Source organism: Streptomyces sp. NPDC015127 (assembly GCF_043080095.1).
Classification (GTDB): Bacteria; Actinomycetota; Actinomycetes; order Streptomycetales; family Streptomycetaceae; genus Streptomyces.
Genome location: NZ_JBIBVE010000010.1, coordinates 256,758 through 280,552 on the forward strand (window position 1 = coordinate 256,758; position 23,795 = coordinate 280,552).

The 23,795-nt window shown below is 72.9% G+C and carries 19 protein-coding genes; 5 read left to right on the forward strand and 14 right to left on the reverse strand.

What is annotated here, in order from left to right; genetic code table 11:
* The first annotated feature begins 227 nt into the window (after positions 1-227).
* Positions 228-1,742: an amino acid permease gene (locus ACF08N_RS21295; protein WP_392326199.1), complete on the forward strand. Its 1,515-nt coding sequence runs from the start codon at positions 228-230 to the stop codon at positions 1,740-1,742.
* 76 nt (positions 1,743-1,818) lie between these two features.
* Here the strand turns inward: ACF08N_RS21295 and ACF08N_RS21300 are convergent, their stop codons facing one another.
* On the reverse strand, positions 1,819-2,193 hold the full coding sequence (locus ACF08N_RS21300; protein ID WP_392326200.1) for an NTP pyrophosphohydrolase: 375 nt from the start codon (positions 2,191-2,193) through the stop codon (positions 1,819-1,821).
* A gap of 234 nt (positions 2,194-2,427) precedes the next feature.
* On the opposite strand from ACF08N_RS21300, the gene ACF08N_RS21305 reads away from it, so the two are divergent.
* On the forward strand, positions 2,428-4,170 hold the full coding sequence (locus ACF08N_RS21305; protein ID WP_392326201.1) for a hypothetical protein: 1,743 nt from the start codon (positions 2,428-2,430) through the stop codon (positions 4,168-4,170).
* A 100-nt stretch (positions 4,171-4,270) separates the two neighbouring features.
* Here ACF08N_RS21305 and ACF08N_RS21310 read toward each other — a convergent pair whose 3' ends face one another.
* From ACF08N_RS21310 to ACF08N_RS21330, 5 genes are all read right to left on the reverse strand, one after another.
* Entirely contained in the window at positions 4,271-6,400 is a 2,130-nt protein-coding gene (locus tag ACF08N_RS21310) for a 3-hydroxyacyl-CoA dehydrogenase NAD-binding domain-containing protein (RefSeq protein ID WP_392326202.1), read from the reverse strand.
* The gene (locus ACF08N_RS21315) at positions 6,397-7,623 is read right to left on the reverse strand and encodes a thiolase family protein (RefSeq protein ID WP_392326203.1); all 1,227 of its coding nucleotides are present in this window, start codon (positions 7,621-7,623) and stop codon (positions 6,397-6,399) included. The genes ACF08N_RS21310 and ACF08N_RS21315 overlap by 4 nt, the downstream gene beginning before the upstream one ends.
* Before the next feature lie 505 nt (positions 7,624-8,128).
* On the reverse strand, positions 8,129-9,415 hold the full coding sequence (locus ACF08N_RS21320; RefSeq protein WP_392326204.1) for an HRDC domain-containing protein: 1,287 nt from the start codon (positions 9,413-9,415) through the stop codon (positions 8,129-8,131).
* A 79-nt stretch (positions 9,416-9,494) separates the two neighbouring features.
* Positions 9,495-10,157 carry a response regulator transcription factor gene (locus tag ACF08N_RS21325; RefSeq protein WP_177151815.1) on the reverse strand — a complete coding sequence of 221 codons (663 nt, stop codon included), beginning with the start codon at positions 10,155-10,157 and terminating at the stop codon, positions 9,495-9,497.
* A gap of 265 nt (positions 10,158-10,422) precedes the next feature.
* Entirely contained in the window at positions 10,423-11,094 is a 672-nt protein-coding gene (locus ACF08N_RS21330; RefSeq protein WP_392326205.1) for a DUF3000 domain-containing protein, read from the reverse strand.
* Positions 11,095-11,282: 188 nt separating this feature from the next.
* Between ACF08N_RS21330 and hemE the strand changes: the two genes are divergently transcribed.
* Positions 11,283-12,290 carry a uroporphyrinogen decarboxylase gene (hemE, locus tag ACF08N_RS21335; RefSeq protein WP_392326273.1) on the forward strand — a complete coding sequence of 336 codons (1,008 nt, stop codon included), beginning with the start codon at positions 11,283-11,285 and terminating at the stop codon, positions 12,288-12,290.
* A gap of 61 nt (positions 12,291-12,351) precedes the next feature.
* Here hemE and ACF08N_RS21340 read toward each other — a convergent pair whose 3' ends face one another.
* From ACF08N_RS21340 to ACF08N_RS21350, 3 genes are all read right to left on the reverse strand, one after another.
* Complete coding sequence (locus ACF08N_RS21340; RefSeq protein WP_392326206.1) at positions 12,352-12,783, reverse strand: hypothetical protein; 432 nt, start codon at positions 12,781-12,783, stop codon at positions 12,352-12,354.
* Positions 12,784-12,884: 101 nt separating this feature from the next.
* Complete coding sequence (locus ACF08N_RS21345; protein ID WP_392326207.1) at positions 12,885-14,261, reverse strand: FAD-dependent oxidoreductase; 1,377 nt, start codon at positions 14,259-14,261, stop codon at positions 12,885-12,887.
* 10 nt (positions 14,262-14,271) lie between these two features.
* A complete protein-coding gene (locus ACF08N_RS21350; protein WP_392326208.1) occupies positions 14,272-15,288 on the reverse strand; it encodes a DUF4349 domain-containing protein in 1,017 nt (338 codons plus the stop codon).
* A gap of 140 nt (positions 15,289-15,428) precedes the next feature.
* On the opposite strand from ACF08N_RS21350, the gene hemG reads away from it, so the two are divergent.
* Positions 15,429-16,856 (forward strand): protoporphyrinogen oxidase, encoded by a 1,428-nt coding sequence (gene hemG, locus ACF08N_RS21355; protein WP_392326209.1) that lies wholly within the window; start codon positions 15,429-15,431, stop codon positions 16,854-16,856.
* Between the two features lie 4 nt (positions 16,857-16,860).
* A complete protein-coding gene (gene hemQ, locus ACF08N_RS21360) occupies positions 16,861-17,574 on the forward strand; it encodes a hydrogen peroxide-dependent heme synthase (protein WP_392326210.1) in 714 nt (237 codons plus the stop codon).
* A gap of 215 nt (positions 17,575-17,789) precedes the next feature.
* Here hemQ and ACF08N_RS21365 read toward each other — a convergent pair whose 3' ends face one another.
* The 5 genes from ACF08N_RS21365 to ACF08N_RS21385 all read right to left on the reverse strand — a co-directional run bounded on the left by ACF08N_RS21365 (position 17,790) and on the right by ACF08N_RS21385 (position 23,767).
* Positions 17,790-19,406, reverse strand: a complete 1,617-nt coding sequence (locus tag ACF08N_RS21365; protein WP_392326211.1) for an alpha/beta hydrolase — start codon at positions 19,404-19,406, stop codon at positions 17,790-17,792.
* Between the two features lie 113 nt (positions 19,407-19,519).
* Positions 19,520-20,338 (reverse strand): TIGR04222 domain-containing membrane protein, encoded by an 819-nt coding sequence (locus ACF08N_RS21370; RefSeq protein WP_392326212.1) that lies wholly within the window; start codon positions 20,336-20,338, stop codon positions 19,520-19,522.
* A 73-nt stretch (positions 20,339-20,411) separates the two neighbouring features.
* Positions 20,412-21,386 (reverse strand): TIGR04222 domain-containing membrane protein, encoded by a 975-nt coding sequence (locus ACF08N_RS21375; RefSeq protein WP_392326213.1) that lies wholly within the window; start codon positions 21,384-21,386, stop codon positions 20,412-20,414.
* Positions 21,387-21,391: 5 nt separating this feature from the next.
* Positions 21,392-22,876, reverse strand: coding sequence for a DUF692 domain-containing protein (locus tag ACF08N_RS21380; RefSeq protein WP_392326214.1), 1,485 nt, complete (start codon positions 22,874-22,876; stop codon positions 21,392-21,394).
* Between the two features lie 117 nt (positions 22,877-22,993).
* Positions 22,994-23,767 (reverse strand): DUF4142 domain-containing protein, encoded by a 774-nt coding sequence (locus tag ACF08N_RS21385; protein WP_392326215.1) that lies wholly within the window; start codon positions 23,765-23,767, stop codon positions 22,994-22,996.
* Positions 23,768-23,795 lie beyond the last annotated feature (28 nt).

The following is a 23,795-nucleotide window of genomic DNA, read 5'->3' on the forward strand; positions in this document are numbered from 1 at the left end:
GCACCGGCCGGGCGTTTCCGGACGCCCGGTCACCGCGCCCCGCGCACGCGCCAGGTGTGTGGACATATGGGACCGATCGTGTGCAGAACATGCCGATCTTGGGCCGGAAGGTCACCCTGTAAGGGTGGTCCCTCCGGCCCATTCGGTTGAACTCCGTCCGTTACGGCTCTCCGTGGACCACCCACCGTCCCGATCATGGCGGGGACGACAAGCGTGGAGGTGCAGCGGTGAGCACAGAGACAGACCCCGCGGGCAGTAACAGCGGTGTCTTCCGTACGAAGACGGTCGAGCAGTCGATCAGGGACACGGAGGAGCCGGAGCACGCACTCAAGAAATCCCTCTCCGCCATGGACCTCACGGTCTTCGGGGTGGGTGTCATCATCGGCACCGGCATCTTCGTCCTCACGGGCAAGGTCGCCAAGGAGACGGCGGGCCCGGCGACAGCGCTCGCCTTCGTCGCCGCGGGCGTCGTCTGCGCCCTGGCGGCCCTGTGCTACGCCGAGTTCGCCTCCACCGTCCCGGTGGCCGGCTCGGCGTACACCTTCTCGTACGCCTCGCTCGGCGAACTGCCCGCCTGGATCATCGGCTGGGACCTGGTGCTCGAGTTCGCGCTCGGCACCGCCGTCGTCGCCGTCGGCTGGTCCGGCTACGTCCGTTCGCTGATGGACAACGTGGACTGGCATCTGCCCGCTGCGCTGCAAGGCCCCGACGTGCCCGGTGGCACCTTCGACCTGCTGGCGTTCCTGCTGATCCTGGTACTGACCGCGATCCTCGTGGTGGGCATGAAGCTGTCGGCCCGGATCACCGCGATCGTCGTCGCCATCAAGGTCACCGTCGTCCTGATCGTCATCGTCGCGGGCCTGTTCTTCGTCAAGGCCGCCAACTACGAGCCGTTCATCCCCGATGCGCAGGGCCAGATCTCGGGATCCGGCTGGGACGCGCCCCTGGTCCAGCTGATCTTCGGCTACGCGCCCACGAACTTCGGCGTGATGGGCATCTTCACGGCCGCCTCCATCGTGTTCTTCGCCTTCATCGGCTTCGACGTGGTGGCGACCGCCGCCGAGGAGACCCGGCTTCCGCAGCGCGACATGCCCCGCGGCATCCTCGGCTCGCTGTTCATCTGCACCGTGCTCTACGTCGCCGTGTCCCTCGTGGTCACCGGTATGCAGCACTACAGCGAACTGTCGGTCAGCGCCCCGCTCGCCGACGCCTTCAAGTCGGTCGGCCATCCGTTCTACGGCGGTGTCATCAGCTTCGGCGCGGCCGTCGGCCTCACCACCGTGTGCATGATCCTGCTGCTCGGCCAGACCCGGGTGTTCTTCGCGATGAGCCGCGACGGCCTGCTGCCCCGGTTCTTCTCCGTGACCCACCCGCGCTTCCGCACCCCGTATCGCCCGACGATCCTGCTCGGCGTGGTCATCGCCGTCGTCGCCGGCTTCACCAGCATCAACGAGCTGGCCACGCTGGTGAACATCGGCACGCTCTTCGCCTTCGTCGTCGTCGCGCTCGGCGTGATGATCCTGCGCCGTACGCGCCCGGACCTGCCGCGCGCCTTCCGCACGCCGCTGGTCCCGCTCGTCCCGATCCTGTCCGTGGCCGCCTCGGTCTGGCTCATGCTCAACCTGCCGGCCGAGACGTGGTTCCGCTTCGCGGTCTGGATGGCCATCGGCATCGTCGTGTACGCCGTGTACGGGCGCAGGAACAGCCGTCTCGGCCGTCTCGGCAAGGACGCCACGTTCTGACGGCTCCGCAGCTCCCCGGCCCCGTACGCCCCCTGGGGGGTACGGGGCCGGAGAACGTCCCGGGTGGACGCCGGTCCTAGGGGGTGCGGCGCACCGAGCGGGGGCCGGCGCAGGCCGCTCCGGTGGCCGACACGCGCTCCCTGAGGCCCCGGTCGGCCGTGACCACCACGCAGGGCCGGCCGGCGGCGGCCGCCCCTGCCGCCAGTTCGGCGATCAGGTCGTCGCCGCTGCCGGCCGCGGACTCGACCCGGACCCCCGGCACCGACGCGACGCCCCGCGCGGCCCCCTCGACGACCAGGACGACCTCGACCGGCCCCGTCACGGCCCACTGCCCGCCGGGTGCCGCCAGCGCGTCGCGCAGCCGCAGCGCGGCGGCGCGCCGGTCCCGCCACCACATGTCCGGAACCGATCCGACGACATTGGCGCCGTCCACGACGAGAAGGGTCTCCATCGCCTCAGCCTCGCACGGCCACGCTGCCCGAGGGGGCGTCAGCCGCCCTGGGGCGAGGACCGCTTGGCCGCGGGGGTGCCCGGGGTTGCCGGGGCGGCACGGGGGCCTCGGCGAGGCCGGCCGGCCGCGCAGGGTCTCCGCGACGAGCGCGCGCTGCGTGACCGTGAGCGTCCCGGAGACGGTTTCCCGCTCGACGGAAGGGGGACACGCGGACGTGTGTAATGTGACCGTCCGGTGAACGACAAGGTGGGGAGTGAGCAGGTGGGGCGGGCCACGAGAGAAGAGCGCCGGCCGGCGGGCCGGGGGCGGCGCAAGACCGCGCCGCGTCATGACTCCGCCGGTGACGGCGTCCAGGAGGCTGCCGACGGCCGGGGCGGTGACCTCCATGTCGTCGCCCATCCCGCCGACGCCCTGTCCCTCACCGGGGCCGACGTCGGCCGCGCCCTCGCCGGACGCCCGCTGACCGTGGTCTGCCTCGCACCCGGCGACGACGCGGAGCGCACCGTACTGCTCGACGCGCTGGGCGCCGGCGGCGGCTGGAGCCGCAACGCCGAACGGTTGCCGGACGGCACGCCCCTGGACATCCACACCCTCTCCACGGCCTCCCGCGTCGAGGTCTGCTTCGCCGAGGCGGCCCGCCTGCTCGCGCCCGGCGCCGGGCAGGAAGGCGCCCGCCTCGCCGCCGCGCTGCTGGACCGGTTCCCGGCGGCGGTGCTCCGCACCACCGACCCCGATCCCGAGCACACCGGCTGGGACGGGGAGAAGGCCGCGTACGCCGATCACCCCGAGCACACAGCCGTCGCGGAGGCCGTCCTCGAAGCCGTACGGCTGCGGTCCGGCCGGCCCGGTACCGCCGGGCTCGTGGTCGAGTGCTTCCGCGCCGCCGCACCGTGCGACAAGCCGGAGGAGCCCCGCCCCCCGGTGAACCGGTACCCGGGCGGCCGTCTGCGGCTCACCCGCGGCACCGACGGGCGGCTCACCGCCTACGCCGCCGTGGGCGGCGGCTTCGTGCGCTGGACCGAGGAGACGCCCGGCGGCCCCGGCTGGACCGCATGGCGCTCGCCCGACACACCGTCCCTGCTCCCGGTCCTCTCCGTCGCGCAGAGCCCCGAGGGCTGGGTCCACCTCGTCTCGCTGCGCCGCACACCGGATCCGGACGGGGGAGCCCTCGTCGAGGTCATGCACGCGGTGCAGTACCAGAGCGGCCGGCCCGTCGGCCCGTGGCGGTCCCTCGGCAACCCCAACGGCACTCACCCGGTGAGGGGTCGTGAGGTCGGCGTCCCGGCCGTCGTCGTGGACCGCGACGGCTGCCCGCACATCTTCGCCCGCAACTTCGGACGGGGCGTCAGCTCCCGCTCGCAGGCCAGGAACGGTTCCTGGGGCGGGTGGACCGACCGGCAGGGCACGGGGGTGACCGACGGTCTCGCCGCCGTGCTCGACGACCAGGGCGGGCCCGAGCTCTTCGCCCCGGCCGCCCAGGGCGTGCTGCGCTGGCACCGCGCGCCCGAGGGAGGCGGTCTGGTCCGCGCCCCGCAACCCCTGCCGCTGCTCCTGGCGCCCGGATCGGCCCTCGCGGCCCAGCCGACCGGCGACGGCCACGTCACGGTGTACGGCCCGGACTCCCGTGACGGAGCGCTGTGGGCGCTGCGGACGGACGGCGCCCGGACACGGATCGGCGGCGCCGGGTCGGCGGGAGCCGCGCTCGCACGGGCCCCGGTCGAGGGACACGACTGCACGGTGCTGGTCCAGCGCGCGGCCGAGGGCGACACGGCGATCGCCGCGTACCCGACGGAACACGAACCGGCGGACCTGTGCTGGGAGCGTACGGGCGGACAGGGGGTCGGCGAACCGGCAGCAGCCGTCGACGCGTACGGCAGGCTGGTCGTCGCGTCGCTGGACCCGGACGGCCGCCTGCGGGTGGCGCGGCAGGACACCACGGCGTCGGGTCTGCTGCTCGGCGGGTGGGCGACCGTCTGACACGAGCGGGTCCCGGCGGATGCCGCCTCCCTGCGACAGCCACGGACACACGAAACGGGCCGTACGGAATCGATCCGTACGGCCCGTTCGTCCGACAGTGTTACGCGGGGACGCTGGCCATGCCCTGCGCCAGGAACCGCTTGCCGTTCACGCGCTCCGACACACCCTCACGGTCCAGGTACGGCGTGATGCCGCCCAGGTGGAAGGGCCAGCCGGCGCCCGTGATCAGGCACAGGTCGATGTCCTGCGCCTCGGCCACGACGCCCTCGTCCAGCATCAGGCCGATCTCCTGCGCCACCGCGTCCAGGACACGGGCGCGCACCTGCTCCTCCGTCAGGACGACATCGCCCTGCTTGAGCAGCGCCGCGACCTCGGGGTCCAGCTCCGGCTTCCCGGAGTCGTACACGTAGAAGCCGCGCTTGCCCGCCTCGACGACCGCCTTGAGGTTCGGGGAGACCTTGAAGCGGTCCGGGAATGCCCGGTTGAGGGTCTCGGACACGTGAAGTCCGATGGCCGGGCCGACGAGCTCCAGGAGGACCAGCGGGGACATCGGCAGACCGAGGGGCTCGACGGCCTTCTCGGCGACGGCGACCGGGGTGCCCTCGTCGATGACGTTCTGGATCTCGCCCATGAAGCGGGTCAGGATGCGGTTCACGACGAACGCCGGGGCGTCCTTGGTGAGGACCGCGGTCTTCTTCAGCTTCTTCGCGACGCCGAACGCGGTGGCCAGCGACGCGTCGTCCGTCTGCTCGCCGCGGACGATCTCCAGCAGCGGCAGGACCGCGACCGGGTTGAAGAAGTGGAAGCCGACCACACGCTCCGGGTGCTTGAGCTTGGAGGCCATCTCGCTGACCGACAGCGACGAGGTGTTGGTGGCGAGGATCGCGTGCGCCGGGGCGACCGCCTCGACCTCGGCGAACACCGTCTGCTTGACGCTCATCTCCTCGAACACGGCTTCGATGACGAAGTCCGCGTCCGCGAAGCCCTCGGCCTTGTCGAGCACACCGGTCACCAGGGCCTTGAGGCGGTTGGCCTTGTCCTGGTTGATGCGGCCCTTGCCGAGCAGCTTGTCGATCTCGGCGTGGACGTAGCCCACACCCTTGTCGACGCGCTCCTGGTCGATGTCGGTCAGCACGACCGGCACCTCAAGGCGGCGCAGGAACAGCAGCGCCAGCTGAGAGGCCATCAGGCCGGCGCCGACGACGCCGACCTTGGTGACCGGGCGGGCAAGCGACTTGTCCGGGGCGCCGGCCGGGCGCTTGGCGCGCTTCTGCACCAGGTTGAAGGCGTAGATGCCGGAGCGCAGTTCGCCGCCCATGATGAGGTCGGCCAGGGCCGTGTCCTCGGCGTCGAAGCCCTTCTGCAGGTCGCCGTCCTTGGCCGCCTCGATGATGTCCAGGGCGCGGTACGCGGCCGGGGCCGCACCGTGCACCTTGGAGTCGGCGATGAACCGGCCGCGTGCGACGGCCGCGTCCCAGCCCTCGCCGCGGTCGATGTCGGCGCGCTCGACCGCGATCTCACCGGTGAGGACCTTGGCGGTCCACAGCAGCGACTGCTCCAGGAAGTCCGCGCCCTCGAAGATCGCGTCGGCGATGCCGAGCTCGAAGACCTGCTTGCCCTTGAGCTGCTTGTTCTGGTTGAGCGAGTTCTCGATGACGACCGAGACCGCGCGGTCGGCGCCGATCAGGTTCGGCAGGATCGTGCAGCCGCCCCAGCCCGGGACGAGACCGAGGAAGACCTCGGGCAGCGAGAACGCCGGGATCGCCTGGGAGACGGTGCGGTAGGTGCAGTGCAGACCGACCTCGACACCGCCGCCCATGGCCGCGCCGTTGTAGTACGCGAAGGTCGGGACCGCGAGGCCCGCGAGGCGCTTGAAGACGTCGTGGCCGCCCTTGCCGATGGCGAGCGCGTCCTCGTGGCGCTTGAGCAGCTCGACGCCCTTGAGGTCGGCGCCGACGGCGAAGATGAACGGCTTGCCGGTGATGCCGACACCGACGACCGTGCCCTCGGCCGCCTCCTTCTCGACCTGGTCGACGGCGGTGTTGAGGTTCGCCAGCGACTGGGGGCCGAAGGTGGTCGGCTTGGTGTGGTCCAGGCCGTTGTCCAGCGTGATGAGCGCGAAGCGCCCGGCGCCGCCCGGCAGGTCGAGGTGGCGTACGTGCGCCTGGGTGACGACCTCGTCCGGGAACAGCTCGGCCGCACCCTTCAAAAGCTCAGCGGTAGTACTCACTTGCTGCCTCCGGCGTCCTTGTGGTGCGGGTTCTCCCAGATGACCGTGGCGCCCATGCCGAAGCCGACGCACATCGTGGTGAGGCCGTAACGGACCTCCGGCTGCTCCTCGAACTGCCGCGCGAGCTGCGTCATCAGACGCACGCCGGAGGAGGCCAGCGGGTGACCGAAGGCGATGGCGCCGCCGTACTGGTTGACGCGCGCGTCGTCGTCGGCGATGCCGTAGTGGTCCAGGAAGGCCAGGACCTGGACGGCGAACGCCTCGTTGATCTCGAAGAGGTTGATGTCCTCGATCGCGAGGCCCGCCTTGGCGAGGGCCTTCTCGGTCGCCGGGATCGGGCCGTAGCCCATGACCTCCGGCTCGACGCCCGCGAAGGCGTACGAGACGAGGCGCATCTTGACCGGGAGGTTGTTCTCGCGGGCGAAGTCCTCGGAGGCGATGATCGACGCGGTGGCGCCGTCGTTGAGGCCCGCGGCGTTGCCGGCGGTGACGCGGCCGTGGACGCGGAACGGCGTCTTCAGACCGGCCAGGCTCTCCAGGGTCGTCCCCGGGCGCATCGGCTCGTCGGCGGTGACCAGGCCCCAGCCGGTCTCGCCGGCCTCCGGGTTGGTGCGGCGCACGGAGACCGGCACGAGGTCCTGCTGGATCTTGCCGTCGGCGTACGCCTTGGCGGCCTTCTCCTGCGAGAGCACGGCGTACTCGTCGGCGCGCTGCTTGGTGATGTGCGGGTAGCGGTCGTGCAGGTTCTCCGCGGTCATGCCCATGAAGAGGGCCGACTCGTCGACGAGCTTCTCGCTGACGAAGCGGGGGTTCGGGTCGACGCCCTCGCCCATGGGGTGACGGCCCATGTGCTCGACACCGCCGGCGATGACGGCGTCGTAGGCGCCGAAGGCGATGGAGCCGGCGACGCTCGTGACGGCGGTGAGGGCACCGGCGCACATGCGGTCGATGGAGTAGCCCGGCACGGACTGCGGCAGCCCGGCGAGGATGCCCGCGGTGCGGCCGAGGGTCAGGCCCTGGTCACCGATCTGTGTGGTCGCGGCGATGGCGACCTCGTCGATCTTCTTCGGGTCGAGCGCCGGGTTGCGCCGCAGCAGCTCCCGGATGGCCTTGACGACGAGATCGTCGGCGCGGGTCTCGTGGTAGATGCCCTTCGGGCCCGCCTTGCCGAACGGGGTGCGGACGCCGTCGACGAAGACGACGTCCCTGACGGTACGAGGCACGATGGCTCTCCTCCAGGGTGCGGGGTGGCACTGCTGCGGGCACACGGCTAAGCGTGCGCTTGCTGCAGTCATGCTACTTGCGGGTAACCAGGCTGCACAGTCCCCCGGGGCCGGGGCGGTGAAGGTCACACTCAGCGACCGCCGATCGGAGGGCCACGCAACCCGATGGGCCCAGGTCGGCGGCCGTGCTGTGGCGGCGGGCGTGCCGCCTTCCGACGCAGGTCCGGCAGGGGCATGAGCTCCCGGACCGAGCGCACAGAACGGATTCAACGTCAGTCCCGCCCATCGGAACCTCCTGACGCCGAGACCGTTGGAGAGCCTGTTCCTGCTCGCGCCGATCTTCCCGCCCGACGGCACGTCGACCCCGCCCAGCACGCTGCCGCAGACCTCAAGATCGACGGCAAGACCCAGGGCGCCTTCGAGACGAACACGAACGGCGACATCAGCCCCGCCTCGTAGAAACGGCGGAGCCCCCGGCCGACGAACGGACGGGGGCTCCCTCGCGTCAGGCGGACGCCGCGGCCAGCGCCACCAGCAGCACCGGCCCCACCAGCTCGATCTGCCAGGCCCGCGCCCCGTAGCCGGCGAGCGCGCTCGCCACCGACTCGGCCGTCACCTCGAAGGGCGGTTCCCAGCAGACCCTGCGCACCGTGTCCGGCGTGATCAGGTTCTCCTGGGGCACGTTCAGTTCCTCGGCCAGCGCCGACACCGCCGCGCGCGCCGCGGACAGCCGTGCCGCGGCCGCCGGGTCCTTGTCGGCCCAGGCGCGGGGCGGCGGCGGACCCGTCACCGGCTGGCCGGGCTGCGGGAGCTCGGAGTCGGGCAGCGCCTTCGCCCGGTCGACGGCCGCCTGCCACTGCTCCAGCTGACGCCGTCCCATCCGGTGCCCGAAACCGGGCAGGGCCGTCAGGGCGTGCACGTTCGCCGGCAGCGCGAGGGCCGCCTCCACGATCGCCGCGTCGCCGAGCACCTTGCCGGGCGACACGTCACGCCGCTGCGCGACCTTGTCGCGGGCCGTCCACAGCTCCCGTACGGCCGCCATCTGGCGGCGCCGGCGCACCTTGTGCATGCCCGAGGTGCGCCGCCAGGGGTCCTTCCGCGGGGGCGCGGGCGGGGCCGAGGCGATCGCGGCGAACTCCTGGACCGCCCACTCCAGCTTCCCCTGGCGCTCCAGCTCCTTCTCCAGCGCGTCGCGCAGGTCGACCAGCAGCTCCACGTCCAGGGCGGCGTACCGCAGCCATGGCTCGGGCAGCGGACGGGTGGACCAGTCGACCGCGGAGTGGCCCTTCTCCAGCGCGTAGCCGAGGACACCCTCGACGATCGCGCCGAGGCCGACGCGCGGGAAGCCCGCGAGGCGGCCGGCCAGCTCGGTGTCGAACAGCCGCGTCGGCACCATGCCTATTTCGCGCAGGCAGGGCAGGTCCTGGGTGGCGGCGTGCAGGATCCACTCGGCGTCCGCGAGGGCCTCGCCGAGTCCGGACAGGTCGGGGCAGCCCACAGGGTCGACGAGCGCGGTGCCGGCGCCTTCGCGGCGCAGCTGCACGAGGTAGGCGCGCTGGCCGTAGCGGTAGCCGGAGGCACGCTCCGCGTCGACGGCCACGGGGCCGGTGCCCGCGGCGAAGGCCGCGATCACCTCGGCGAGCGCGTCCTCGTCGGCGACCACCGGCGGGATGCCGTCGCGGGGCTCCAGCAGGGGGATCGGCAGCCCGTCGGAGGGTACGCCGTCGTCCGGAGGAGCGCCCCCGGTGGTTCGCAGTGATGTCTGCGCTGCGGTCTCTTGGGCGTCGGTCACGTGTCAAGGGTATCTGTGAACGGAACGCGCCCGTCGACGGAACGTTCCGTCGACGGGCGCCGAAGATGTGTCAAGCGTGTCAGTGGATGATGCCGGTCCGCAGGGCCACCGCCACCATCCCGGCCCTGTCTCCGGTGCCCAGCTTGCGCGCGATACGGGCGAGGTGGCTCTTGACGGTCAGTGCGGACAGGCCCATCGAGACGCCGATCGCCTTGTTCGACTGGCCCTCCGCCACCAGACGAAGCACCTCGACCTCGCGGCCGGACAGCTCGCGGTAGCCGCCCGGGTGGCTCGGGGCACCCGGGGGGCGGCGGTGCATACGGCCGGCCGCGGAGCCGATGGGGGCGGCGCCGGGTCGGGCGGGGTGTCCGATGTTGGTGCGGGTGCCGGTGACGACGTAGCCCTTGACACCCCCGGCGAGGGCGTTGCGCACGGCGCCGATGTCGTCGGCGGCGGACAGTGCGAGGCCGTTCGGCCAGCCCGCGGCACGCGTCTCGGAGAGGAGGGTCAGCCCGGAACCGTCGGGCAGGTGGACGTCGGCAACGCAGATGTCGCGCGGATTGCCGACGCGGGGACGGGCCTCCGCGATGGACGACGCCTCGATCACGTCACGTACCCCGAGTGCCCACAGGTGGCGGGTGACGGTGGAACGGACGCGCGGGTCGGCTACGACGACCATGGCCGTCGGCTTGTTCGGGCGGTAGGCGACCAGGCTTGCGGGCTGCTCGAGAAGAACGGACACCAGGCCTCCTGGAAAGGTGCGGGACGGAGCCGGCTCGGGGATGAAGCCGGGGCGAACCGTGCAGTTAGGTCATTGACCTCTTCGGCAGCAAACCCGCCCGCCTTTAGAGAATGATCACGATTTGGTGAGTAATAATCGGGGCAATTCGGACAGGCGATCGATCATCCTACGAGCAAGCTGCGCGGGGTGTGCCCGCCCGCGCAAGAGCGGGGCGAGTCGTGGCACGGCCATGCGCCAGTGTCCCGGGGCGCGGGCGGCCGGCCGCTCAGGGCTGCTGCGGTCCGCGCCGCTGCGGAAGGCTCACCACGCCCGTCACGCCGTCCGCGGCACCGGCCGGCGACGGGGGCAGCCCGGCGACCTGGCAGAGCAGATCGCACCAGGCAGCGAGGTGTGCGGCGGTGTCCGGGACACCTCCGGTGCCCTCCCGCGGGGTCCATGAAGCACGGATCTCGATCTGGGTCGCGGGCCGGCGGTCGGCGAGTCCACCGAAATAGTGAGACCCCGCGCGGGTGACGGTGCCGCTCGGCTCGCCGTACGCCAGCCCGCGCGCCTCCAGTGCGCCCGTCAGCCAGGACCAGCAGACCTCCGGCAGCAGCGGGTCGGCGGCCATCTCCGGTTCCAGCTCCGCCCGGACCAGCGTGACCAGGCGGAACGTGCCGTGCCAGGCCTCGTGGCCCGCGGGGTCGTGGAGCAGGACGAGCCGGCCGTCCGCGAGATCGTCCTCGCCTTCGACGACCGCGGCCTCCAGGGCGTACGCGTGAGGGGCGAGTTTCTGCGGCGGCCGGGTCGGATCGATCTCGATCTCCGTTCGCACCCGGGCGGACCGCAAGGCGTCGACCGCCTGGCGGAACGCGTGCGGCACCCCGCCCTGCTCCGTGCTTTCCGGCGCGTCGACGCCGTTGGAATGATCGGAAAAATGTCCCTGAGCCGCAGCCATGCGGGGAAGAGTAGGCGGAACGAGGCCGTCGCGCAGGGAGGGACACCCGGCCCGGGGCGGCCTCTTCTGCCGCACGTGCGAAGATTCTGCACGTGAGCGCCAACGACCTTCCCCTCGCCCGAGGCTCCGCCCGAGCGGGGGACACCCCATCCCGGGCCCAGCAGACGAAGACGTACGACTCAGCGTTCCTGAGGGCGTGCCGGCGTGAACCCGTACCGCACACGCCGGTCTGGTTCATGCGGCAGGCCGGGCGCTCGCTTCCCGAGTACCTGAAGGTGCGCGAGGGCATCCCGATGCTCGAGTCGTGCATGCGGCCCGACCTCGTCACCGAGATCACGCTGCAGCCGGTGCGGCGGCACAAGGTCGACGCGGCGATCTTCTTCAGCGACATCGTGGTGCCGCTGAAGGCCATCGGCGTCGACCTCGACATCAAGCCCGGTGTCGGCCCGGTCGTCGCCGAGCCGATCCGCACGCGCGCGGATCTGGCACGCCTGCGGGACCTGACGCCGGACGACGTCCCCTACGTCACCGAGGCGATGGGCATGCTCACCGAGGAGCTCGGCGCCACCCCGCTGATCGGCTTCGCGGGCGCGCCGTTCACCCTCGCGAGCTACCTGGTGGAGGGCGGGCCCTCCCGCAACCACGAGAACACCAAGGCCCTGATGTACGGCGACCCGCAGCTGTGGGCCGACCTGCTGGACCGGCTCGCCGACATCACCTCCGCCTTCCTGAAGGTCCAGATCGAGGCCGGTGCCTCCGCCGTCCAGCTCTTCGACTCCTGGGTGGGCGCCCTGGCCCCCGCGGACTACCGCCGGTCCGTGATGCCGGCGTCGGCGAAGGTCTTCGGCTCCGTCGCGTCGTACGGCGTCCCGCGCATCCACTTCGGCGTGGGCACCGGCGAACTGCTGGGGCTGATGGGCGAGGCGGGCGCGGACGTGGTCGGCGTCGACTGGCGCGTCCCCCTCGACGAGGCCGCTCGCCGTGTGGGCCCGGGCAAGGCGCTCCAGGGCAACCTGGACCCGGCCGTGCTGTTCTCCTCCCCGGAGGCGGTGCGCGCGAAGACCCGCGAGGTGCTGGAGGCGGCGGCGGGCCTGGAGGGTCACGTCTTCAACCTCGGGCACGGGGTGCTGCCGACGACGAACCCGGACGCGCTGACGCGGCTGGTGGCGGACGTCCACGAGTCGACCGCGCGCTGACCGCGCGCGGTCACACCACTCGCCGCGAGGCCCTTCGGCGTCGCGGCGAGCGGTTCCTTTCTCAGGCCTCGCAGTTGACGACGGTGCCGGTGCCGGAGCCCACCTGGCAGTAGTCCGAGCCGTCGCCTCCGTTGACGACGCCGTTGTTCACGTTGACCTGCAGGTAGTCGCTCCCGGCGTTGCCCCGGATCCTGCCGGTGGACGTCACCTCGCCGCCCACGGTGACGTAGTCGTACCCGGCGTTGCCCTCGACGACGCCGCTGACCGTGTTCGTGATCGTGATGCGGTCGTTGCCGCCGAGGCCGTTGACCGAGTGCCCCTCAGGGACCGATGCGCAGCGGATCAAGTCGCTGCCGGGTGTGCCGTCCACGTTCTGGCTGGTGACGGTCCTGCCGTTGACCGTGCACGTCACGGCGTGGGCGGGGGTGCTCAGGGCGAGCGGTGCTATGACGAGTGAGGCGGCGCAGAGCGCACGCACTGTGTGTCGGATCATGCCATCGAGTTAACCCATGGTAAGAGAATGGTCGCAATTCGTCACTCTCGGTTGATGAGGCCGTTCGGCCGCCACGAGGGCGGATGCCCGCCGCCGAGCGGCTACCCTTCCGCCCGCACCGCCGCCGTCGCCTTGCGCGCCGCCACCAGGACCGGGTCCCACACCGGGGAGAACGGCGGCGCGTACCCCAGGTCCAGCGCCGTCATCTGCTCCACCGTCATCCCCGCCGTCAGCGCCACCGCCGCGATGTCCACGCGCTTCGCCGCGCCCTCGCGGCCCACGATCTGGACGCCCAGCAGCCGACCCGTGCGGCGTTCCGCGAGCATCTTGACCGTCATCGGGGCCGCACCGGGGTAGTAGCCCGCGCGGCTCGTCGACTCGATCGTCGACGTCACGTACTGCAGACCCACCTCCCGCGCGTCCTTCTCCCGCAGGCCGGTGCGGGCGATCTCCAGCTCGCACACCTTGCTCACCGCGGTGCCCACCACGCCGGGGAACGTGCCGTAGCCGCCGCCCGCGTTCGCGCCGATGACCTGGCCCTGCTTGTTCGCGTGGGTGCCGAGCGGGACATGGCGTTCCCGGCCCGAGACCAGGTCGAGCACCTCGACGCAGTCCCCGCCCGCCCAGATGTTCTCGTGGCCCCGCACTCGCATCGACAGGTCCGTGAGCAGACCGCCGTACCGGCCGAGCGGCAGACCCGCGGCACGGGCCAATGCCGTCTCCGGCTCGACGCCTATGCCGAGGACCACCACGTCCGCCGGGTACTCCGCGTCGTCGGTCGCCACCGCACGGACCCGGCCGTCCTCACCGGCGAGGATCTTGGTGACGGCCGAACCCGTCACCGTCGTGATGCCCAGCCCGTCCATCGCCTCGTGCACCAAGGCGCCCATGTCGGGATCCAGCGTGGCCATGGGCTGCCGGCCGCGGGTCACCACGGTCACTTCGTAGCCGCGCTTGAGCAGCGCCTCCGCCATCTCCACGCCGATGTACCCGGCCCCCACGACGACCGCGCGCCGGCCTTCCGTACGCCTCAGGGTGTCCAGGAGCGTCTGGCCGTCGTCGAGCGTCTGCACCCCGTGCACGCCGGCCGCGTCCATGCCGGGCAGCGGGGGCCGCACCGGTCGGGCACCGGTCGCGATCACCAGCTTGTCGTAGCCCGTCCACGCCTCCTCGCCCGTCTCCAGGTCCCGGGCGCGCACCCGGCCGGCCCCCGTGTCGATCTCCGTCACCTCGGTGCGCATGCGCAGATCGATCGCGCGGGAGCGGTGCTCCTCGGGCGAGCGGGCGATCAGTTCGTCCCGCTCGGGCACGTCGCCGCTCACCCAGTACGGGATGCCGCACGCCGAGAACGAGCTGAAGTGCCCGCGCTCGAACGCCACGATCTCCAGCTCGTCCGGGCCCTTCGTCCTGCGGGCCTGCGATGCGGCGGACATGCCCGCCGCATCGCCCCCCACGACCACCAGTCGCTCCGTCGTCATGGGGAACACGCTACGGCGCAGGGGCCGTTCGGTCCTCCGTCCCGGCAGGGGATGTCACCTCCGCGCCCGGCGCCGAAGGGCGCGTCCGTGGCCGGAGCCGGGGCCGCACCAGCCACCGCCACACCGCGTACAGCAGGCCCAGCAGCGCCGCGAACGGTGCCACCGCGCCGATCGCCACCGTGATCCACCGCAGGGTCGCCACCAGCGCGTCCCAGCCGCCGCCGAGCGCGTCCAGGAAACCGGGGTCCTCGTCCTCCTTCGTGTCCACGCTCTCCGCCTCGGTCAGCGTCAGCGTGATCGTCGCCAGCGTCGTCCGGTCCTTCAGCGACGCCTGCCGCGCCAGCAGCGACTCCAGCTCCGCCTGACGGCTGCTCAGCTGCCCCTCCAGCGTGACGACGTCGGACAGCTGCGTCGCCCGCTCCATCAGCTCCCGCACCCGCGCCACACTCGCCCGCTGCGTCGCGATCCGGCTCTCCACGTCCACCACCTGGTCGGTGACGTCCTTGGCGTCGGCCTTGCGGGAGAGCAGCTTTCCGGCCCCGGCGAGCTCCGCGAGGACCGGCCCGTACCGCTCCTGCGGTACGCGCAGGACGACATGCGAGGTGACATGGGTGTCGTCGATGCGTTCGGTGGTCTCGTTCTCGACCCGGCCGCCGGCCTTCTCGACCACCGCGCGGGCGTTCGCGAGCGCCTTGACCGCGTCCTTCACCTCCACGCCCAGCTCGGCGGTGCGGATTATGTGTGCCGTCGGCAGCGCCGACGGAGCGGAGGCGCCCTCGCGCGACCCGCCGTCGGCCGGCTTCCCGCCGGACTCGTCGGCCGCGTAGCCGGATCCGGCGGCCCCCTTGCCGCCGTCCCGCAGGGCGGGCTTGGAGTCGGCCTGTGCCGTGTCGCCGGACGACGAGTCGCCGGCACCGCAGCCGGCGAGGCCGAGTGACGCGGTGAGCAGAAGGACCGCGACGGTGCGTCGTGCACCCAGTCGTGCAGCCAGTCGTGCGGCTGGTCGTGCGGCCGGTCGTGCGTCCATGAGACCCCCCAGGGCAGAAACGGTGAGCGATTGCCGGTTCGACGCCCGGCCGCCGTGGCCGGTTGCCCGATTCCGGTCCCGAAGCGGTCACGGTCGGGACTCGTTACGGGGGTTGGCACGGCGTTTGAGAGAGTTGCCCCATGAACGTGGACACAGCTGGGCGTCATGTCGCCGTCATCGGGGGCGGCATTGCCGGTCTGGCCGCCGCCCACCGGCTGGTCACCGCCGGCGTGCGCGTCACCCTCGTCGAGGCCACCGACCGCCTCGGCGGCAAGCTCCAAGGCGGCGACATCGCGGGCGTCCCGGTGGACCTCGGCGCCGAGTCGATGCTCGCGCGCCGCAGCGAGGGCACCGACCTGGCCCGTGCGGTCGGCCTCGGGGACCGGCTCCAGCCGCCCGCCGTCGCGACCTCCGCTGTGTGGACCCGCGGCGCCCTGCGCCCCATGCCCAAGGGCCACGTCATGGGCGTGCCCGGCACCCAGGAGGCGCTGGCCGGGCTGATCTCGCCCGAGGGAATCGACCGCATCGGGCGCGAGAAGGACCTGCCGCCCGTCGAGATCGGTGACGACGTCGCCGTCGGCGCATACGTCGCCGAGCGCATCGGCCGCGAGGTCGTCGACCGGCTCGTCGAACCCCTGCTCGGCGGCGTTTACGCGGGCGACGCCTACCGCATCTCGATGCGCGCCGCGGTCCCCGGCCTCTTCGACGCCCTGCACCGCAATGCCACGCTGCTCGACGGCGTACGCGAGGTCCAGGCCAAGGGCGCCGCGCAGCAGGGCGCCGGCCCCGTCTTCATGGGCCTCGACGGCGGCATGGGCACGCTGCCCGCCGCCGTCGCCGCGTCCGTACGCGCACTCGGCGGCGACATCCGCACCTCCACCGCCGTCCTCGGCCTGACCCGCACCGGCTCCGGCTGGCACATCCGGACCGACCGCGAGCCGCTGACCGCCGACGCCGTCGTCCTCGCCACCCCCGCCTGGTCCGCCTCCGCGCTGCTCGCCGCCGAGTCCCCGGCGGCAGCGGCCGGACTCGGCCGCGTCGAGTACGCCTCCATGGCCCTGGTCACCCTCGCCTTCCGGCGCGCCGACCTCGGCTCGACACCGCCCGGCAGCGGCTTCCTCGTCCCGCCCGTGGACGGCCGGGCGATCAAGGCGTCCACCTTCTCCTCTAACAAGTGGCGCTGGGTGGCCGAGGGCGCGGGCGACCTGTTCGTGCTGCGCACCTCCGTCGGCCGCTACGGGGAGGAGCAGGCACTGGAACGCGAGGACCACGAGCTGGTCGACGTGTCCCTGACCGACCTCGCCGAGGCGATCGGCCTCGACGCCCGGCCCGTGGCGGCCGAGGTCACCCGCTGGACCGGCGGCCTGCCCCAGTACCCGGTCGGGCACCTCGCCCGGGTCGCCCGCATCCGCGACGAGGTCGCGAAGCTTCCCGGCCTGCGGGTCTGCGGAGCGGTGTACGACGGCGTCGGCATCCCGGCCTGCATCGGCAGCGGACAGCGCGCGGCGGACGAGATTCTCGCCACGCCGACCCTGGCGCAGGGCACTGATCCGGACGCGGGACAATAGCCGTATGAGTGCGCCCGAAAAGATCCCGAACGCAGGCAAGAAGGCCAAGGACCTCAACGAGGTCATCCGGTACACGCTGTGGTCCGTCTTCAAGCTGCGCGAAGCACTGCCCGAGAACCGCGCCGGCTACGCCGACGAGGTCCAGGAGCTGATCGACCAGCTCGCCGCCAAGGACGTCACCGTGCGCGGCACCTACGACGTCTCCGGGCTGCGCGCCGACGCCGACGTCATGATCTGGTGGCACGCGGAGACCTCGGACGAGCTCCAGGACGCGTACAACCGCTTCCGGCGCACCCGTCTCGGCCGCGCACTCGAGCCGGTCTGGTCCAACATGGCGCTGCACCGCCCCGCCGAGTTCAACAAGTCGCACATCCCGGCCTTCCTGGCCGACGAGACGCCCCGCAACTACGTCTCCGTGTACCCCTTCGTGCGCTCCTACGACTGGTACCTGCTCCCCGACGAGGACCGCCGCCGGATGCTCGCCGACCACGGCAAGATGGCCCGCGGCTACCCGGACGTGCGCGCCAACACGGTCGCGTCGTTCTCGCTCGGCGACTACGAGTGGATTCTCGCCTTCGAGGCGGACGAGCTGTACCGGATCGTCGACCTGATGCGCCACCTGCGCGCGTCCGAGGCGCGGATGCACGTGCGCGAGGAGGTCCCGTTCTACACGGGCCGCCGCAAGAGCGTGGCGGATCTGGTGGCGGGGCTCGCGTAGTCCGCACCGTCTTGACGGCGAGGTTTCCCCGCGTCCCACGCGGAAACCCAGCCGTCCACGACCGGGCCCCCGGGCCCGGTCGCCCCGGCCGGGTTCGTGGTCAGCCACGCGCCCGGCCTGCCCCGGCCGGGCCCGTGGAAACCGGCCACCGGCAGGACCGTCAACGGCCCCTGCCCTGGTCAGCCACGGACCCGGCTTCACGATGGCCCGGAAGATCAGACGGCGTGCGGCAGCTTTCGCTGCTCCGCGTGCCGGTCCAGCGACACCGGGTCCGGCTCCGGGTGCGGCGCGCACGATGCGCGCCGCACCGGTGTCTCCCCGCGCAGCAGGTAGTCCTCCAGGTACGCGTTGACGCACGCGTTGGGCCCGCCGCCGATGCCGTGCGTGCCCGCGTCCTCCTCCGTGATCAGCACCGAGCCCCGCAGTCGCCGCTGCAGCTCCCGCGCGCCCTTGTACGGCGTCGCCGCGTCCCGCTCCGCCGCCAGGATCAGCGTCGTGGGCAGCTCACCCAGCCTCGTGCCCACGTCGAGCGGCCGCTGCCGCGGCGCCGGCCAGAACGCGCACGGCAGATTCATCCACGCGTTGTCCCACGTCTCGAACGGTGCGATCCGCGCGAGCCGCGTGTTGTCGCGGTCCCAGGTCTCCCAGTCCTCGGGCCACGGTGCGTCGTTGCACTCCACCGCCGTGTAGACGGCGTTGGCGTTCTCCGCCCCCTTCTCGGTGCCCGGCCGCGGGGCCGCCTGGGCGATCAGCGGCTTCGGGTCGCCCTTCAGGTACGCCGACAGCGCCTGCGCGCGCACCGGCCAGTAGTCGTCGTTGTAGGCCACGCCGAGCAGCGCCGCGTGCAGCTGCCCCGGGCCGACCTTGCCGCCCGCCGGCCTCAACGCCACTGCGGCGCGCACCCGTTCGTAACTACGGGCGACCTCCTGCGGCGTGGCGCCCAGCTTGTACGTGGCGTCGTGCTTCGCCACCCAGGCGCGGAAGTCGGCCCAGCGGCCCTCGAACGCCAGTGACTGGCCGAGGTTGTTGCGGTACCAGATCCTGCTCGGGGAGGGGTTGACCACCGAGTCGAACACCATGCGGCGCACATGGTCCGGGAACAGCGTGGCGTACAGCGCGCCGAAGTAGGTGCCGTACGACGCGCCCATGAACGTCAGCTTCCTCTCGCCGAGCGCCGCGCGCAGCACGTCGAGGTCGCGGGCGTTGTTGAGCGACGTGTAATGGCGCAGCGCCGCACCGGCCTTGCGCGCGCACCCCCGCGCGTACGCCTTCGCCTGCGCGATCCGCTCCTGCTTGTACGCGGGGGAGGGGTGCGTCGGTGCCTGCGTCGGCGCCCGCACGAAGTCGGCCGGGTCCTGGCAGGACAACGGCGCGGAGCGGTCCACGCCCCGGGGCGCGTAGCCGACGATGTCGTACGCCTGCGCGATCCTCCTCCACTCGGGCAGCTCGGCCGCCATCGGGAACGACATGCTGGACGCGCCGGGGCCGCCGGGGTTGTAGACGAGGGCGCCCTGCCGCTCGGCCGGGGCGCCGCTCGCCCGGACGCGGCTGACGGTCAGGCCGATCTGACGGCCCGACGGCTCCGCGTAGTCCAGCGGGACCTCGACCGTGCCGCAGACGACCGGCTCCGGCAGACCCTCTTCCTTCGGGCAGGCGCCGAAGGCGATGCCGGCGGCCGCGGCGCGTTCGGCTGCCAGCGCGGTGCCGCGGGCCTCCGCGGACGCGTGGATGGTGTCGATCCGGGGGTCGGCGCCGGCTGGAGGGACGGTGAGTGCCGTGAGGACCAAGGAACCGAGGCACGCCACGGCTCCGAACTTCGCAACTGCTCTCATCGCGTTCCCTTCGTGCACGTGCGGCGGCCCGATGGCCGCGGGAACGAATTCTTGAGCAGTTGACGGGACAAAGCACCCATGTGGGCGTCGCGTGTCGGCCCCGATGGCCAGAATCAGCGGATCCGGTCGGCCGCCCGGCCGTTCGCCCGGCCGCCCGCGAACGCCGCCCGCAGCTGCGGATCGTCGAGCGCGCCGACCCCGTGGACGGCGACCATGGTGAGCCGAGCGCGTTCGCCGGCGCCGGAGGCGGCGTGCTCCCGTTCGACGAGCGAGCAGAGCAGCCGGATGCCGGCCGGAGAGGCCCAGCCGGTGTACGCGTGGACCTCGAAACGGGCCAGGGCCAGACAGCCCAGCGTCATGACGAGCGGCAGTGCGAACCACGCAAGGACCGGGCCGGGCCGCTGCCCCTGAGAGAGCGTCAGCACTGCCCCGGCCGCCAGCATCACGGTCAGGACGCTCGAACCGCGCACGGCGCGGATCGCGGAGACCACGGGCGCCCTGGCCGTGTCCGGCACGGCGAGGCCCACGCGGACGAGACGGTCGGCGACGGCCCGTACGGCGTCGGCGGCGGACACGGCCGTCCGTACCGCCGCCGTGCGCGCCTGGCCCGACGGGCCGATCGCGCCGATGACCGAACGCTCCAGGTCGCTCTCGCCGTCCGGGGCCACGACCGTGGCCCAGCCCGTGTGCGCCAGCAGCAGCCGCCGCTCGCGGTGCATCGACACGAGCGTCAGCTCGGTGACCCGCTGCGGGCCGCCGGCCAGGAACGCGGCCTCCGGGAGCGTGAGCTCGTACGACGCGCACACGTCGCTGCGGGCCTCCTCGGCTGCCTCGTCCAGGTGCCGGGGCGCGTCGGCCGCGGCCAGGCAGAGCCGCAGGCAGCTGACCGCCGCGACGGCCCAGGCCAGGAGGACGAGGATGAGCCAGAGCATGGGCGAGTTCTACGCGAGCGGTGCGCGTCGCGCCACAGGCTGTTCGCCATGTGGACGTACGCCGGGTCGCGTGTCAGCTGCTGCTGGACGATCCGCAGCTGGAACCGGAGGAACTTCCGCAGCTGGAGCCGGACGAGCTGCCGCAGCTCGACCCGCCGCCGGATCCGCCGCTGCCGGACCCGCAGCCCGAACCGGAGCCCGAACTCGCGCACCAGACGGCTTCGGAGCAGGCGGGGGAGTCGGCACCGCCGCCGTACGCGTACGTGCTGTGCGACACGGTGGAGCGCGAGCCGCGGCCGAGCCGGGCGGCCCCGGTCAGCTGGGCGCGCAGCTCCGGGTCGGGCAGCGCGCGCACCCCGCGGAGCGCGACGAACGCGACGACTCCCGGGGCGGCGTGGGCGTGGGCCGCGCTGTAGGACCGCAGGGCGCGGCGGCCGTGGGGGGCGACCCGCCGGCCCGCGCGGTTGGCCTGGTTGAAGCCGATCACCATGCCGGGGATCAGGGCGGGCAGCGCCATCAGGACGAACGGCAGACCGACCGGCTGGTGGCCGGAGCCCATGAACTGCACGACGGTCGCGACGAGCGAGAGGGGCAGGCCGACGAGGCACACGATGCCCTGGGCAAGCCCCCAGGCCGCGAGTCCGCTGTGCTGCCGGGGAGGCGTCATGAGGCCGCGGGCCGCGAGGGCGTGGCCGATCTCCTGCACCGCGGGGCTGCGCATGACCTCCTGCCGCAGGACGGGGAGCGCGCCGCTGGGCGCGGCGGCCAGAGCCCGGAACACCTCGCGCTCCACGGGGTCGTGCGCGACCTGGCGCAGTGCGGTGACCACGCCGGGGCCGCCGATGACGACCCTGCCGTCCGTGTGCAGCGCGGCGAGTGCGGCATCGGCGACGCGGGCCGGGCCGCCGGCGAGGAACGCCGCCTCGTAGGCGTCATGGACGCGGGGGGCGCCGTGCGAGGCGCCGCGCAGGGCGGCGGACACCTTGACGATCAGCAGCGCGGAGGAGACGCCGACGGCGAGATACAGGGCGAGGGCGATGAGGACCATGGGGCTCACCTTCCGATTCCGGCGAGGGCGGCGCGGGCGGCGCTTACGAAGCGCGTGGCCCGCCGCGGGGGCTCGGGCGCGGCGCGCTCCTGCCACCACAGCGTGAGCCGGCGCCGGACGGCGGCGTCCTCGGGCCGGCCGGTGGCGAGGAGGTGCCCGGCGAAGTCGAGCGCGTCGCGCCGGTAACCGGCGTGCATGGGGCGGTTCTTGGCGTACGCGAGGAACGCGGGGCGGTAGGCGTCGCCGAGGATCTCGGGCAGCTCGGGCGCGACCTTCCCGACGACGTCGGCCCGCTTGGCCACAAGTGCCCTGCTCTGCACGCGCAGCCGCCGCGGGTCGAACCCCTCGGGCGCGGGTGTCCCCGCGACGAGAGCGGACACGAGGGCGGCCTGCCCGATCCCCACCCGCTCCCGCGCATCGGCGTTGCCGCTGCGCGTGGGCCGCTCGGCCGGGTTGTCCGCCCGTGGGGCGACCGGGCTCACGGGGGTGGTGCGCCGACCGGGAACATCCTCCCGCGCGGCGGTGGCGCCACCGGGCGCGGGCAGCTCGGCCGCGGTAGGGGTGGGCGTGGTCCGGTGGCCGGTGCGGGCTTCCGCTGCCGTGGTCAGGCGCGACGCGGCGCCCGCCCGCGCGGCGGTGGCGCCGGGCGCGGCGTGCGGCCGTGGGTGCGGGGGCAGGTGGAGCGTGGTGCGGATCTTGGAGAGTTCCGACGACAGTGTCTCCGGCGGCGGGAAGTCGTCGTCCCGTTCCAGCAGCACCCCCGGCGGGCACACCCGTGCGCGGAGGTCCGCGAGGACGTCCAGGACCGGTTGCGTCACCGGGTGCGCGTGGGTGTCGTGCCAGACGCCGTCCCGTTCGACGCCGCCCGCCACGTGGACGTACGCGATCGCCTCCACCGGAAGCGCGTCCAGTGCCGCCGACGGGTCCTCGCCCCGGTTCACACGGTTCGTGTGCAGGTTCGCCACGTCGATCAGGAGCTGTACGCCCGTCCGTTCCACCAGCTCCGCCAGGAACTGGCCCTCCGTGAGCTCCTCGTCCGGCCACGAGATCAGCGCCGCGATGTTCTCCAGCGCCAGCGGCACCGGCAGCGAGTCCTGTGCGACGCGTACGTTCTCGCACAGCACGGACAGCGCGTCCCACGTGCGCGGCACCGGCAGCAGGTGGCCCGCCTCCAGCACCGGGGACGCCGTGAGCGCGCCCCCGGCCCGTACGAACGCGATGTGCTCGGTCACCAGCGGCGCGTCCAGCGCCTCGGCCCGCTCCGCCAGGTCCGCGAGGCGGCGCGCCGACGGGCGGTCCGCGCCGCCGAGGCCGAGCGAGACGCCGTGCGGGACGATCCGCGTCCCGCGCTCCCGCAGCCGGGTCAGCGACTCCGGCAGGTGCCCCGGGCAGACGTTCTCGGCCACCACCTCGACCCAGTCGACGCCGGGCAGGCGCTCCACCGTCTCCGCGATCTCCGGCCGCCAGCCGATTCCTACGCCGAGTTCCATGATGTCCCCCTCCTCTGCCCGACATGCGATGTGCAGAGGTCATGGCCCCGTCAGGCGCGGGTGAATCCGCAGGAGGGGACGTTCAGAGCTTCATTTGAGGTTCCCGCCGGGGCTGCGTCACCCGGCCGGCGGGACCTCGGGACGGTCCGTGTTCACCGTGCCCGGAGGCCCCGGCGACGGCCGGGAGGTGAAGGACTGGTCCCCGGTGGGCTGGGCCGGCTGCGGCGCCGGCGGCAGGTTCCCGTCCGGCGGCGGAGGGCCGGACGGGCTGGCCGTCGCCACGCCCGCCGCCTCGTTCGCGATCGCGTCGAAGTCGACCATCCCGGTCGCCTCCAGCATGGTGATGTGGTCCAGCACGGTCACGTTCGCGTCGCTCGCGAGCTGACGTATCAGCGCGTTCCGGGTGGTGTGCCTGACCTGGGCGACCAGTGAGAAGACCTTGCCGTGCGCGTTGCGCAGCAGGTTGGCGAACTTGCGCTCGTACTCCTGGCCGCTCGCCGCGGACAGCTCCCGCAGCCAGCCCTGCTGCTGCTCCGTGGGCTGGTTGGGCAGCTCGACACCCAGCTTCGCCGCCACGTCCCGCGCCCGCCGGTCCAGGTCGGTGTGGCCGACGACGAGGTGGTCGCCCGCGTCCTTGATCGCCAAGCTCGGCGCCCGTTCGATGGCCTGCTGGCCCGCGGGCAGCTCCCACAGGCCGGCCAGCCGCACCTTCACCAGAAAGTCGCGGTCGGTCGCCGAGAGGGGGCCCCACTGTGTGGCCACGGTCGAGGCGTTGAGGTTCGCCTGCCCCGTACCGGAGCGGTCGGCGTAGGACCAGACGGGAAACGCCAGCGCGCCGACCGTGACGACGAGAGCCGCGATGATGAGTGCTGTCCCGTTCATGCGCCGCAACAATGTGCCTCCAGAACCGATGCCTGAC